This is a genomic window from Streptomyces roseifaciens (assembly GCF_001445655.1).
GTDB classification, from domain to species: domain Bacteria; phylum Actinomycetota; class Actinomycetes; order Streptomycetales; family Streptomycetaceae; genus Streptomyces; species Streptomyces aureoversilis.
In genome coordinates, this window is record NZ_LNBE01000004.1 from 2,392,970 (window position 1) to 2,405,802 (window position 12,833).

Consider the following 12,833-nt stretch of genomic DNA (forward strand, 5'->3'; position numbering starts at 1 on the left):
TGATCGGCAGGGCAGTGCGCACGGATCGGACAGGGGGCGGGCGGTGACCGCCGACGGTGGGGGAACCCCCCGTGCCGTGAGGGCTACGGGCGAGGACGGTGCTGCGCGCGGCGGCGACGGCGCCGGCGCTGCGCCTGCCGACGGCGCTGCGCGGGCCGACGGTACTGCGCCTGCCGGCGGTGCTTCGGCTGCCGGAGGTGCTTCGCCCGCCGGCGGTGCTTCGCGTGCCGGAGTCGACGAGGAGTACGGCGACGAGCCGGAAGACGAGGGCGGAGACCCCATCGCGCTCCGCCTCGAAGCGCTGATCCTCGGCGCCGAGCGCCGCTACACCCCCTTCCAGGCCGCCCGCGCGGCCGGCGTCTCCATGGACCTCGCCTCCCGCTTCTGGCGGGCCATGGGCTTCGCCGACATCGGGCAGGCCAAGGCGCTCACCGAGGCCGACGTGCTCGCGCTGCGGCGGCTCGCCGGTCTCGTGGAGGCCGGGCTGCTCAGCGAGCCCATGGCCGTGCAGGTCGCCCGGTCCACCGGGCAGACCACGGCGCGCCTCGCCGACTGGCAGATCGACTCCTTCCTCGAGGGCCTGACGGAGCCCCAGGAGCCCGGCATGACGCGGACGGAGATCACGTACCCGCTCGTCGAGCTGCTGCTGCCGGAGCTGGAGGAGTTCCTCATCTACGTGTGGCGGCGGCAGCTGGCGGCCGCCACCGGCCGGGTCGTCCAGGCCCAGGACGACGCGGAGATGGTCGACCGGCGGCTGGCCGTCGGGTTCGCCGACCTCGTGGGCTTCACCCGTCTGACGCGGCGTCTGGAAGAGGAGGAGCTCGGCGAGCTCGTCGAGGCCTTCGAGACCACTGCGGCCGATCTGGTGGCCGCGCACGGAGGCCGGTTGATCAAGACGCTGGGTGACGAGGTTCTGTACTCGGCGGATGACGCCGGGACCGCCGCCGAGATCGGGCTGCGGCTCATCGAGACCATGACGCACGACGAGACGATGCCCGAGCTGCGGGTCGGCATCGCCTTCGGGACCGTGACGACGCGCATGGGCGACGTCTTCGGCACGACGGTGAACCTGGCGTCGCGGCTGACGTCGATAGCGCCGAAGGACGCGGTGCTCGTCGACCAGGCGCTGGCGGAGGAGCTGACGCGCAACGGCGACGCGCCGAAGTCGGAGGCGGACGTGGGGGAGGGTGAGGAGGCGGCCGCGGGGTACCGCTTTGCGCTGCAGCCGATGTGGCAGCGGCCGGTTCGTGGGCTGGGCATGGTCGAGCCGTGGCTGCTGTCGCGGAGGGGTGGCTGACCGGCGTCGTCGGCCGCACGCCCCCGTTTTCGGGTATGGCCGTGCCGGGCGGGTGCAGGGCATGATCGGGTCTCCGCACGTTTACAGGCGTTAACCCGAAGGGTGAGGGCGATGAGCGAGCAGCGTTTCGGAGAGTGGGTCGCGGTCCGGCGGCACGGCCACGTGGCCGAGCTCGTACTTGACCGGCCCAAGGCCATGAACGCCGTGTCCAGTGAGTTGGCCGCTCGGCTGGCCGAGGCGACTCGGGCTCTTGGTGAGGACGATTCCGTGCGGGTTGTCGTTCTTACCTCTACGCATGAGCGTGCTTTTTGTGTGGGGGCCGACCTCAAGGAGCGGAATTCCTTTACGGATGCCGACCTGAGCCGGCAGCGGCCGCACGCTCGTGCCGCCTACACGGGCGTGCTGGAGCTGCCGATGCCCACCATCGCCGCGGTGCACGGGTTCGCGCTCGGCGGCGGGTTCGAGCTGGCTCTTTCCTGCGACGTGATCGTGGCCGACGCCACGGCCGTGGTGGGGCTGCCGGAGGTCTCGGTGGGGGTCATCCCCGGCGGTGGCGGGACGCAGCTTCTGCCCCGGCGGGTGGGGGCGGCCCGGGCTGCCGAGCTGATTTTCAGTGCGCGGCGTGTGGAGGCCGAGGAAGCGCAGGCCCTGGGGCTTGTCGATCAGCTTGTTCCCGAGGGGCAGGATCGCGTGGAGGCTCTTGCGCTGGCCAGTCGTATTGCCGGCAACTCTCCTGTCGGTCTGCGGGCCGCCAAGCGGGCGCTGCGGCTGGGGCACGGCCTGGACCTGCGGGCCGGGCTGGAGGTCGAGGACGCGGCGTGGAGGTCCGTCGCCTTCTCCGGCGACCGGGCCGAGGGCGTGGCGGCCTTCAACGAGAAGCGCAAGCCCGAGTGGCCGGGGCACTGAGCACGTCGGCCGGGTGCCCCCGCCTCTAACCGGCTGTGCGCAGCGAGTCGTTCGTAGTGCCTTGTCGCCCGGGGTCATCCCCGAGAGAGAAGTGACAGGAGGGTGCTACGGCCGTCATGCGGCGGAATGCGGCCGACATTCTTAGGCTGGAGTGCAGAATCTGCGCTCAGCAACGGAATGTGAGGCTCGGGTGGCAGCAGGCGGGGAGTGCGACGGTCGGCTGCGCGCTGTGGTGGAGCTCGCGCAGTCGATGGCGGCCGCGCGCACTCCGCTGGAGACCGTGTCCGCCGCCGCGGAGCGGGTGATGTCCGCCCTGGAGGGCAGCTTCGCCGCGGTCTCCGTGTGGGAGCGCGAGCGCGGCCGGCTGCGCGTCCTGGTCAACGCGGGGGAGCTGACCGCGGGCGAGGAGCGCTTCCCCGAGGACGAGTCGTACCCGGTGCACGACTTCCCCGAGATCGTGGAGTTCCTCCACGAGGAGTGGGTCGGCGGCGGCGCCGAGCCCCGCGCCTGGGTCGAGAACATGGACGGCGCCGCGGAGCAGGGCGCCGCGGGCCCGGGCGCCTACCGGCACGAGCGGGTGGCGGCGCTGCGCCGCCGGGGCCGGGGCTGCTGTGTGGTCGCCCCCGTCGTGCTGCACGGGCGGGCGTGGGGCGAGCTGTACGTGGCCCGGCCGCCCGGAGCGCCCGCCTTCGACCGCACGGACGCCGACTTCGCGACCGTCCTGGCCTCCGTCGCGGCGGCGGGGATCGCCCAGACCGAGCGCCTGGAGGAGGTCCGCCGGCTCGCCTTCACCGACCCGCTGACCGGGCTCGCCAACCGGCGCGCGGTCGATGCGCGGCTGGACGAGGCCGTGGAGCGGCACCTGGCGGAGGGTGTCGTCGTCAGCCTGGTGGTCTGTGATCTCAACGGCCTCAAGCGCGTCAACGACACCCTGGGGCACGCGGTCGGCGACCGGCTGCTGGAGCGGTTCGGCTCGGTGCTGTCGCTGTGCGGCGCCATGCTGCCGGGGGCGCTGGCGGCGCGCCTGGGCGGCGACGAGTTCTGTCTGCTGACGGTGGGGCCGGCGGCGGACGAGGTGGTGCGCGTCGCGGGCGAACTGTGCCGCAGGGCCGCCGCGTTGGAGCTGGGGGAGGGCGTCGCGTGCGGCGTCGCCTCCACCGGGGACCCGATCGGGTCGGTGGGCACGGCCCGCCGGCTCTTCCGCCTCGCGGACGCCGCGCAGTACCGGGCGAAGGCGGCGCGCGCGGCCGAGCCGGTCGTCGCCGGGCGCGCCGGGGGGCCGGCCGACCCCGTGGTCCGGCTCGCGGATCACCCGCCGACCGCGCCGGTGGCCGAGCGGCGGCGCTTCCGGGGGCGGCGGCCGTGAGGGAGGCGGGAATCCGTTCCGCGCGGCGGATCACGGCCCCGGTCCGGCATGCGGAAGGGGTCCCTACGCGTTGTACCTGACAGGCCACCCATCGGCTATGTACAGGCAGCGATTCAGTCTCTAGGGTGCCTGAATATGGATATGCACACTGTGGTGGTGGGGACGGCCGGGACGACCGCGGAAGACGTGATCGCCGTGGCACGGGGCGCCGCGCGCGTCGTCGTATCGGAAGAAGCACTGGCCGCCGTCGCCGAGTCGCGCCGCGTCATCGACGACCTCGCCGCCAAGCCCGACCCCGTCTACGGCGTCTCCACCGGCTTCGGAGCCCTCGCCGTCCGCCACATCAGCCCCGAGCTGCGCGCCCAGCTGCAGCGCAACATCGTGCGCTCGCACGCCGCCGGCATGGGCCCGCGGGTCGAGCGCGAGGTCGTCCGCGCACTGATGTTCCTGCGCATGAAGACCCTCGCCTCGGGCCGCACCGGCGTGCGCCCGCTCGTGGTCGAGACCATGGCGGCGATCCTCAACGCCGGCATCACCCCCGTCGTGCACGAGTACGGCTCCCTCGGCTGCTCCGGCGACCTCGCGCCGCTGTCCCACTGCGCGCTCACGCTCATGGGGGAGGGCGACGCCGAGGGCCCCGACGGCACCGTCAAGCCGGCCGGCCAGCTGCTCGCCGAGCAGGGCATCGAGCCCGTGAAGCTGCGTGAGAAGGAGGGCCTCGCCCTCCTCAACGGCACCGACGGCATGCTCGGCATGCTGGTCATGGCCTGTGCGGACCTCGGCAGGCTGCTGACCTCGGCCGACGTCACCGCCGCCCTGTCGCTGGAGGCCCTGCTCGGCACCGAGAAGGTGCTCGCGCCCGAGCTGCACGCCATCCGCCCGCACCCCGGCCAGGGGGCCAGCGCCGACAACATGCTGCGCGTCCTCGCCGGCTCCGGGCTCACCGGGCACCACCAGGACGACGCGCCGCGCGTCCAGGACGCCTACTCGATCCGCTGCGCCCCGCAGGTCGCCGGCGCCGGCCGCGACACCCTCGCGCACGCCCGCCTGGTCGCCGACCGCGAGCTCGCCTCCGCCGTCGACAACCCCGTCGTGCTGCCCGACGGCCGCGTGGAGTCCAACGGCAACTTCCACGGCGCCCCGGTCGCGTACGTCCTGGACTTCCTCGCGATCGCCGCCGCCGACCTCGCCTCCATCGCCGAGCGCCGCACCGACCGGCTGCTCGACAAGAACCGCTCGCACGGCCTGCCGCCCTTCCTGGCGGGCGACGCGGGCGTCGACTCCGGCCTGATGATCGCGCAGTACACGCAGGCCGCCCTCGTCAGCGAGATGAAGCGGCTGGCCGTCCCCGCTTCGGTGGACTCCATCCCGTCCTCCGCGATGCAGGAGGACCACGTCTCCATGGGCTGGTCGGCGGCGCGCAAGCTGCGCACGGCCCTGGGCGCCCTCGCGCGCGTCATCGCCGTCGAGCTGGTCGCCGCGACCCGGGCCGTCGAGCTGCGCGAGGGCCTGACGCCGTCGCCCGCCACGCAGGCGGTGCTGAAGGCCGTGCGCGCCGCGGGCGTCGAAGGCCCCGGCGAGGACCGGTTCCTCGCCCCGGACCTGGCCCGGGCGGAGGAGTTCGTACGGGCCGGGAAGCTCGTGGAGGCGGTTGAACCCGTAACGGGTCCGCTGGCGTAGCCACGTTGGGCCGGAGCGGCGGCCTCCAGGCCGGCTTCGGGCAAAGAAGGTAAAGAAGGTAAAGGTTGGTCAGCGGTCCGCCGTGCGCGTCCTGCGCACGGCGACCGTCACCAGCGCTCCGCCCGCCGCCACGAGGGCAACTCCCCCGAATACGTAGGGAGTGGTGTCGGCACTGCCCGAGGCGGCGAGGGAAAGCTGCTGCTCAGAGCCCTGCGCGGGGGGTGTCGCGAGGCGGGCTTCCGGGGCGGGTCGGTCCGTCCGTTCGACCGTCGCGTTCGCGGTCGGCATGAACCACACCGCACACAGGAGCGACCCTGCGGCGACGGCGGTCAGCAGCGGTCGGCGTGCGGTCACGGACGAATCCCCCTCGGCGCGGCGGAGTTCGGGGGCACGGCACGTCCACCGCTCCCGGGCTGACTGGATGTCAGTGACCCGATGGTAGTGATACGAACGCCCCTGAGGAAGCCACGGGTTTCCGGCGGTCACCGCCACCCCGCGCGCCGCAACCGCCCCCGCCTCTATCAGGACCACCGCTATCATGGCGCCCCTCCGAGGGGCTCTGCAGGCGTGGCCTTCCCCACATTCTCCAAGGGTGTGGAACGGACGAACCGGTGCAGGCGTTCCTTGAAGTAGTAGCCGGGAATCGTGCTGCCCCACGGTTCGGCTCGGGGATAGGGGCCGCAGGAGCAATGGAGAAGCGTGTGATGACGTACGGCAAGCGCCGCAAGGCTCTCGTGGCCGCGGCCGCTGTGCTCGGCGGTGTACTGACCCTCGCCGCCTGCGGCGGTGGCGACGACGACGGCGGCAAGAGCAGCTCCAGCAGCAGCGGCAAGGAGCAGAACAAGGTCGACGCCGCGGCCGCGAAGGAAGCCTCCAAGGCGCAGATCAAGATCGCGCAGAAGGACGGCTCCGCCAACGCGGGCATCGCGGCGGACAACGCCAAGGTCACCGTCAGTGACGGTACGCTCACCAGCGTCAAGATGACGACGGACAAGGGCACCCCGGTCGAGGGCACGATATCGCCGGACAAGACGTCCTGGCAGCCCAAGGCGCAGCTCGAGCGCTCGACCAAGTACAAGATCGTGGTCGAGGCGGTCGACTCCGACAAGCGCAAGGCCACGGAGAACTCCTCGTTCACCACGGTCTCGCCGACCAACAGCTTCATCGGCTCCTTCACGCCGGAGGACGGCTCGACCGTCGGCGTCGGCATGCCCGTGTCGATCAACTTCGACAAGCCGATCAAGGACCGCAAGGCCGTCCAGTCGCACATCGCGGTGAACTCGAGCAGCGGCCAGAAGGTCGTCGGCCACTGGTTCGGCGACCAGCGCATCGACTTCCGCCCCCAGGACTACTGGAAGGCCAACTCCCAGGTCACCCTGAAGCTCGACCTCGACGGCGTCGAGGGCGCCCCGGGCGTCAAGGGCGTCCAGAAGAAGACCATCTCCTTCAAGGTCGGTCACGCCCAGGTCTCCACGGTGGACACCAAGACCCACCAGATGACGGTCGTCCGGGACGGCAAGACCATCAAGACCATCCCGATCTCGGCCGGCAGCCCCGAGAACCCCACGTACAACGGCAAGATGGTGATCTCCGAGAAGTTCAAGGAGACCCGGATGGACGGTTCCACCGTCGGCTTCACCAAGGGCGACGGCAAGGGCGAGTACGACATCAAGGACGTGCCGCACGCCATGCGCCTGTCCACCTCCGGCACCTTCATCCACGGCAACTACTGGGGCAGCGGCATCTTCGGCACGGCCAACACCAGCCACGGCTGCATCGGCCTGCAGGACAAGCAGGGTGCCGACGACCCCAACACCTCGGGCTCCTGGTTCTTCAGCAACACCCAGATCGGTGACGTCGTCGAGGTGAAGAACTCGCCCGACAAGACCATCGCCCCGGAGAACGGCCTCAACGGCTGGAACATGGACTGGAACGCGTGGGTCGCGGGTAGCGCCACGGGTTCCTGACCCTCAGGAGTCCGGCTTCTGCCGGGCCTTCGACCGCCGGACGCCGGGCGGGCTGGTTTCCCAGCCCGCCCGGCGTTTGCGTTGCGGCGGCAAAAACCGCACGACAACCCCGGGTGGGGTACGTAGCGTGCGCTGGATGAGCGAACTTCTGCGATCGGGCGTCGAGCGCTCGAACGACGCGCGTGTGGGTGGCGAGCGCGTGGGTGGCGAGCGTGTGAGGAATGAGCGCGTGAGCGTCGAGCGCTTGGGCGCCGCCCCCTCCGAGGAAGAGATCGACGCCTGGCACGCCGTCGTCACCGCCGCGCACGCCCACGACATGCCCGCCGGGGTGCCGGGGCCCGGGCGGGTGGAGACGGCCGGCCAGCTGCGGATCCCCGCGTCGCGCAGCAGGATCGTCCGGCTGGTGGTCCCGCTGCCCGGCGGCGGGTCCGGTTACGCGGGCGTCGCCCTCCTGCGGCTCTTCGAGGACGACCTGAACCGCGCCACCGCCTGGATCGGGCGGCTCGCCGTCCGGCCCGACCAGCGGCGGCGCGGCATCGGCACGCTGCTGTGGCAGGAGATACAGGCCGTCCTGGAGTACGAGCAGCGGCAGTCGGTGAGCGTGGAAGTCGAAATCGGCGGCGAGGGCGAGCAGTTCGCCAGGAACCGCGGGTTCGCGTGCGGGCTGCAGCTCGTCCTGTACGTCCAGCGGATCGCCGACGAGGTCGCCGACGAGGTTGCTGACCAGGTTGCGGACCAGGTCGCAGGTGAGAGCGCCGGTGCCGCCCTCGATGAGGCCGCCGGGCCGGAGCTGCCCGACGGCTACCGCTTCGTGGAGTGGACGGGCGCCGTGCCCGCCGAGTACGCCGCGGCGTTCGCCGGCGTCAGGAACGCCATGGCCGACGCCCCGATGGGCGAGCTCGACCAGGAGCCCATGCGGTGGGACGCGGAGAGCGTCACCGCCGCCCAGAGCGCGTACGGGGAGCGCGGGGGCGTCCTCTTCACCGTCGCCGTCGAAGCTCCCGACGGCACGTACGCGGCCCTCACGGAGGTCGGCCGGCGCTCGCCCGGCGACGTCCGCGCGCAGCAGTACGAGACCGCCGTGGCGCCCGCCCACCGGGGCCTGGGCCTCGGCCGCGCGGTCAAGGTGCGCATGCTGCGGCTGCTGCGCGAGCAGGAGCCGCCCGTGCGAGAGATCGCCACGCACGTCGCCGACGACAACGGTCCGATGCGCGCCGTCAACAAGATGCTGGGCTACCGGCCGGAGCGGTCCGTCGGGATCTTCCAGGCGCGGGTGCCGGACGCGGTGCTGCAGGCGCTGCGGGACGGTGCGGGGGCTGGTGCGGAGGTTGGTGCGGAGGACTCCCCGGGACAGCCCGCGGAATGGTAGCCTCCGCGCGCTGACCTGGGCGGTAACCCCCGGCGACACGGCTGTCACGGACAATGTCACGGACAATGGGCCGTACCGGGGTACCGCCGTAGCGCCGTACGCCGTATCGCTGCGACCCCTCCGTCGCGGTGATCCGTCGTGCGTCATGCAAGGAAGAGGGTTCCGTGGCCGAACGCAGGAAGCAGCAGCAAGAGCGGCAGCGCGAGCGGCTGGAGGACACCGCCCTCCTGGAGTCCGTCGAGGCGGCCCTGGCCTCCCTGCGCACACACGGCCCCGACACCCTCGACGACGCCGTCTACGCCGCCGCCTCCGCCCTGAGCGCCGCCCCCGCCGGCTGGGAGGCCCTCAGCCGCGCCGTCGTGCGCACCGCCTCGGCGACCATACGCGGCTGCTGGGAGCGCGGCTGGCAGCCCGCCGACGTGATCCGGCTCGCCCGGCGCGAGCTCACCCCCGTCGAAGTGCGCTTCGCCGTGGCCGCGCTGGCCGCCGAGGCGCGCCGCTACGCCCCCGACACCCTCGGCGCCCGCTGGACCGCGCAGCTGCGCGAGCTCCAGGCGCGGGTGTGGTGGGACGACGACGCGGCCTTCCTGGAGGGCTTCGCGCAGCGCGAGCGCCTCAGCCGCTTCGAGACCGTCGCGTGCGCGCTCGGCGCGCTGCGGCTCGCCGCCGGGCTGCCGCGGACCGGGGCGGTCGGTCCGATGCCCGGCGCCGCGTACACCCGGCCCGGCGTGCACGTCGAACCGCGCGTCCTGGGCCGCATCCGCGCGCTGCTGGCCAAGGCCGAGTCCACCGACTTCCCCGAGGAGGCCGAGGCGCTCTCCGCCAAGGCCCAGGAGCTCATGGCGCGGCACTCCATGGACGAGGCGCTGCTGGCCGCCCACGCCGACGGGGCCGCCGCCGACGGGCCCGGGGCCTGCCGGATCGGCGTCGAGGGCCCGTACGAGTCCGCGAAGGCGCTGCTGCTGGACGCCGTGGCCGGCGCCAACCACTGCCAGGCCGTGTGGTCCGCCGACCACTGCTTCTCCACCGTCGTCGGCTTCGACGCCGACCTGGAGCTGGTGGAGCTCATGTACACCTCCCTGCTGGTCCAGGCCACCACCGCGATGCACCGCGCGGCCGACGCCCACCACGCGGGCGGGCGCTCGCGCCGCACCCGCGACTTCCGGGAGTCGTTCCTGATCGCCTACGCGTCCCGCATCGGCGAGCGGCTCGCGGCGGCCGTGCGCGACGCGACGGCCGAGGCCGTCGCGCAGGAGGCGCGGCCCGAGGTGCTGCCCGTGCTCGCCGCGCGCGACCTGGCGGTCGGCGAGACCGCCGAACGGCTCTTCCCGCAGACCACCTCGCACCGGCTGAAGGGGCGCGACGCGGACGGCTGGGCGCGGGGGGCGGAGGCGGCGGACGCGGCCGAGCTGGGGTGAGGCGAGCCGGGGTGAGGCCGGTTCACGGGCGGGGTTCCGCAGGCGCGAAATAGGCGCCCGGCGGCACCCCCACACCCCGCCGGAACGCCGCCACGAAGGCGCTCGGCGACCCGTAGCCGACGCGCCGCGCCACGGCCGAGACCGTCGAACCCGCCGCCAGCATCGGCATCGCCGCCTGCAGGCGCAGCTGCGTGCGCCACTGCCCGTAGGTCATGCCCGTACCGGAGACGAAGGCGCGGGCGAGCGTCCGCGCGCTCGCGCCCACGGCCTCGCCCCACTGCGCCAGCGACCGGCCGTCGGAAGGATCCGCCCGCAGGGCCTCCGCGACGCGGCGGGCGCGGGGGTCGGCGGGCATCGGGGCGCGCACGGTCGTGACGGACACCGGGTGCAGGAGGTCGAGAACGACGTCCTCCGCGCGGTGGCGGGCCTCCGGGCCGAGGACCTCCGGATCCTGCGCCAAGTAGTCGATCAGCTCGCGCAAGAGGCCGGAGACGGGGACGACTTGGGGCTCGTCCCAGGTCAGCGGGCAGCGGTCCGGCCAGAAGTAGAGGCTGCGCAGGAGCGCGGACGAGGTCGCGCCGGTGGCGTGCGGGACGCCCGCCGGTATCCAGAGGGCGACGGTGGACGGCAGCACCCACGTACGGCCGGAGGCGCGCACGGCCAGGACGCCGTGAGGCGCCCACGCCAGCTGGTGCGCGGCGTGCTGATGGCGGCCGAACCACTCGCTGCCGTCGAGGGGGAAGCTGCCGACGGCGACGGCGGCGCCGGGGGGAGCCACCAGATGGGAAGCGGGTTGTCCGTCTGACGACATGGGTTGACCTCCTGGCCCGTATGCGACACCGTCCCCTCCTTCCTAGCCTCGAACCATGCCGATGAACCTCATCCACCGCCGCCTCTGCTCCTCCGACCGCTGGGCCCGCGCGATCCGGGACGAACTCCTGCCCTGGGCACTGGAGGACGTCCCGCTGGGCACCGACTGCCTGGAGATCGGGCCGGGTTACGGGGCCACGACGCGCGTACTGGTGCGCGAGGTCGAGAAGCTGAGCGTGGTCGAGGCGGACGCGGAGTACGCGGCGCGGCTGCGGCTGCTCTTCGGGGAGCGGGTGGACGTCGTGTACGGCGACGGCGCCGACATCCCCTTCCCGGAGGCCCGGTTCGACTCGGTCGCCTGCTTCACGATGCTCCACCACGTACCGTCCCTCACCGAACAGGACCGCCTCTTCGCCGAAGCCCACCGGGTCCTCCGCCCCGGCGGCGTCTTCACCGGCTGCGACGCCCTGAGCAGCCGCGGCTTCCGCCTGATCCACCTCGGCGACACGTGCGTACCGGTCCCACCGGAAACCCTGGAGGCCCGGCTGCGGATGGCGGGCTTCGCGGAGTGCACGGTGACGGTGGGGAAGGGGAGTTTCCGCTTTGTGGCCCGGCGGGGGCGGGCCGAGGGATGAGGGTGATGACCTGAGAGGTAATCGACCGGTCCGGGATGTCAGGGGAGACTGAAGCCCACTGAAACCTACGACAGGCCAAGGGAATTACCCGGGTCCCCCGGAGGGAACCCCCGGCCCCCACCTTGAGAGCGAGCCACCATGACCGCGTACGCCCTGGGCAGCTTCCGCGACATAGCCCCGCACGCCGCCGGCGGCACCCACCGCGACATCCTCGAGTACATCGAACGCATCCAGGCCACCCTCGACCCGTTCGGCGGCCGCTTCCTCGTCCACGGCGCGGAGGTCCACGTCGCGGAGGGCACCTGGCCCGGCAACATGGTCCTGATCGCCTTCCCGGACCTCGCGGAAGCCCGCGCCTGGTACGCGTCACCCGCCTACCAGGCCCTGATCCCCCTGCGCGCGGAACACGTGGAGGGCGCGATCATCTTCGCCGACGGCGTCGCCCCGGGCTACGACCCGTCGGCCCTGGCGGCGAAGCTGCGGGGACCGGAGGACGGCACGCCGGGGGCATGAGCTTTCCGCCGGTGGCGCCCTGCGCCTCGGAGCGCAGGCGGCGATGACCAGCCCCTCTACAAGTCCTGGAACGGCGGCACGATGCGGACGATCACGATCAGACGGTCCTTCGGCGCCACTGGGAAGCAAGGCGCGGCTGCCGCTGGATGTGGACGTACACGGCCCACTGTGCGATGAGGGAGAAGCGGTTCAGCTCCCTCCGGGCGTGATTCCCGTCGGGCACGAGACGCCCGTGCCGCCGATTCCGCAATAACCCGCCGGGTTCTTGTCCAAGTACTGCTGGTGATACGCCTCCGCGTACCAGAACGGGCCCGCCGGGAGGATTTCCGTGGTGATGTCGCCGTAGCCCGAGCCGCGCAGGACCTGTTGGTAGGACTCGCGGGACGATTCCGCTGCTGTCTGCTGGGCAGGGGAGTGGGTGTGGATCGCCGAGCGGTACTGGGTGCCGCGGTCGTTGCCCTGGCGGAAGCCCTGGGTGGGGTTGTGGGATTCCCAGAAGAGCTTCAGGAGGGCGGCGTAGGGGACGACCGCCGGGTCGAAGACCACGCGGACGACCTCCGTGTGGCCGGTCAGGCCGCTGCAGACCTCTTCGTACGCGGGGTTCGGGGTGTGGCCGCCCTGGTAGCCGACGAGGGTGGTCCAGACGCCTTCCGTCTGCCAGAACTTGCGCTCCGCGCCCCAGAAGCAGCCCAGGGCGAAGTCCGCCACCTCCAGGCCCGCCGGGTAGGGGCCGCCCAGGGGCGTGCCCAGGACCGTGTGGCGTTCCTGGAGGGGGAATTCCGGCTCCGGGCGGCCCTTGAGGGCCTCCTCGGGGGTGGGGAGGCGGGGTTCTCGGGTGGGGAAGAGCATGGTGGCGGCCTCCGGGAGTGGTG

12 protein-coding genes are annotated in these 12,833 nt (G+C 72.7%); 9 read left to right on the top strand and 3 right to left on the bottom strand.

Going from position 1 to position 12,833, the window contains the following annotated elements; genetic code table 11:
• Positions 1 to 43 precede the first annotated feature (43 nt).
• The 4 genes from AS857_RS27990 to hutH all read left to right on the top strand — a co-directional run bounded on the left by AS857_RS27990 (position 44) and on the right by hutH (position 5,249).
• Positions 44 to 1,297: an adenylate/guanylate cyclase domain-containing protein gene (locus AS857_RS27990; protein ID WP_107105667.1), complete on the top strand. Its 1,254-nt coding sequence runs from the start codon at positions 44 to 46 to the stop codon at positions 1,295 to 1,297.
• A gap of 111 nt (positions 1,298 to 1,408) precedes the next feature.
• Entirely contained in the window at positions 1,409 to 2,203 is a 795-nt protein-coding gene (locus tag AS857_RS27995; RefSeq protein WP_058045973.1) for an enoyl-CoA hydratase/isomerase family protein, read from the top strand.
• A 250-nt stretch (positions 2,204 to 2,453) separates the two neighbouring features.
• Positions 2,454 to 3,569: a GGDEF domain-containing protein gene (locus tag AS857_RS28000; protein ID WP_058047113.1), complete on the top strand. Its 1,116-nt coding sequence runs from the start codon at positions 2,454 to 2,456 to the stop codon at positions 3,567 to 3,569.
• 141 nt (positions 3,570 to 3,710) lie between these two features.
• Positions 3,711 to 5,249: a histidine ammonia-lyase gene (hutH, locus tag AS857_RS28005; protein ID WP_058045974.1), complete on the top strand. Its 1,539-nt coding sequence runs from the start codon at positions 3,711 to 3,713 to the stop codon at positions 5,247 to 5,249.
• A 69-nt stretch (positions 5,250 to 5,318) separates the two neighbouring features.
• Here the strand turns inward: hutH and AS857_RS28010 are convergent, their stop codons facing one another.
• Entirely contained in the window at positions 5,319 to 5,603 is a 285-nt protein-coding gene (locus AS857_RS28010) for a hypothetical protein (RefSeq protein ID WP_058047114.1), read from the bottom strand.
• A 335-nt stretch (positions 5,604 to 5,938) separates the two neighbouring features.
• Here AS857_RS28010 and AS857_RS28015 point away from each other — a divergent pair, with 335 nt between their 5' ends.
• From AS857_RS28015 to AS857_RS28025, 3 genes are all read left to right on the top strand, one after another.
• On the top strand, positions 5,939 to 7,216 hold the full coding sequence (locus AS857_RS28015; protein WP_058045975.1) for a L,D-transpeptidase: 1,278 nt from the start codon (positions 5,939 to 5,941) through the stop codon (positions 7,214 to 7,216).
• Positions 7,217 to 7,352: 136 nt separating this feature from the next.
• The gene (locus AS857_RS28020; protein WP_107105668.1) at positions 7,353 to 8,585 is read left to right on the top strand and encodes a GNAT family N-acetyltransferase; all 1,233 of its coding nucleotides are present in this window, start codon (positions 7,353 to 7,355) and stop codon (positions 8,583 to 8,585) included.
• Between the two features lie 164 nt (positions 8,586 to 8,749).
• Entirely contained in the window at positions 8,750 to 10,003 is a 1,254-nt protein-coding gene (locus tag AS857_RS28025) for a DUF2786 domain-containing protein (RefSeq protein WP_245700557.1), read from the top strand.
• A gap of 22 nt (positions 10,004 to 10,025) precedes the next feature.
• On the opposite strand, the gene AS857_RS28030 is transcribed toward AS857_RS28025, so the two are convergent.
• The gene (locus tag AS857_RS28030; RefSeq protein WP_058045977.1) at positions 10,026 to 10,814 is read right to left on the bottom strand and encodes an AraC family transcriptional regulator; all 789 of its coding nucleotides are present in this window, start codon (positions 10,812 to 10,814) and stop codon (positions 10,026 to 10,028) included.
• 55 nt (positions 10,815 to 10,869) lie between these two features.
• On the opposite strand from AS857_RS28030, the gene AS857_RS28035 reads away from it, so the two are divergent.
• On the top strand, positions 10,870 to 11,448 hold the full coding sequence (locus AS857_RS28035; RefSeq protein WP_058045978.1) for a class I SAM-dependent methyltransferase: 579 nt from the start codon (positions 10,870 to 10,872) through the stop codon (positions 11,446 to 11,448).
• 138 nt (positions 11,449 to 11,586) lie between these two features.
• Entirely contained in the window at positions 11,587 to 11,961 is a 375-nt protein-coding gene (locus AS857_RS28040) for a DUF1330 domain-containing protein (RefSeq protein WP_058045979.1), read from the top strand.
• A gap of 189 nt (positions 11,962 to 12,150) precedes the next feature.
• Here the strand turns inward: AS857_RS28040 and msrA are convergent, their stop codons facing one another.
• Entirely contained in the window at positions 12,151 to 12,810 is a 660-nt protein-coding gene (gene msrA / locus AS857_RS28045; protein WP_058045980.1) for a peptide-methionine (S)-S-oxide reductase MsrA, read from the bottom strand.
• Positions 12,811 to 12,833 lie beyond the last annotated feature (23 nt).

Coding starts and splice junctions, on each gene's coding strand:
- AS857_RS27995 (WP_058045973.1), top strand. CDS start 1,409: ATGAGCGAGCAGCGTTTCGGAGAGTGGGTCGCGGTCCGGCGGCACGGC.
- AS857_RS28000 (WP_058047113.1), top strand. CDS start 2,454: ATGGCGGCCGCGCGCACTCCGCTGGAGACCGTGTCCGCCGCCGCGGAG.
- hutH (WP_058045974.1), top strand. CDS start 3,711: ATGCACACTGTGGTGGTGGGGACGGCCGGGACGACCGCGGAAGACGTG.
- AS857_RS28015 (WP_058045975.1), top strand. CDS start 5,939: ATGGAGAAGCGTGTGATGACGTACGGCAAGCGCCGCAAGGCTCTCGTG.
- AS857_RS28020 (WP_107105668.1), top strand. CDS start 7,353: ATGAGCGAACTTCTGCGATCGGGCGTCGAGCGCTCGAACGACGCGCGT.
- AS857_RS28030 (WP_058045977.1), bottom strand. CDS start 10,814: ATGTCGTCAGACGGACAACCCGCTTCCCATCTGGTGGCTCCCCCCGGC.
- AS857_RS28035 (WP_058045978.1), top strand. CDS start 10,870: ATGCCGATGAACCTCATCCACCGCCGCCTCTGCTCCTCCGACCGCTGG.
- AS857_RS28040 (WP_058045979.1), top strand. CDS start 11,587: ATGACCGCGTACGCCCTGGGCAGCTTCCGCGACATAGCCCCGCACGCC.
- msrA (WP_058045980.1), bottom strand. CDS start 12,810: ATGCTCTTCCCCACCCGAGAACCCCGCCTCCCCACCCCCGAGGAGGCC.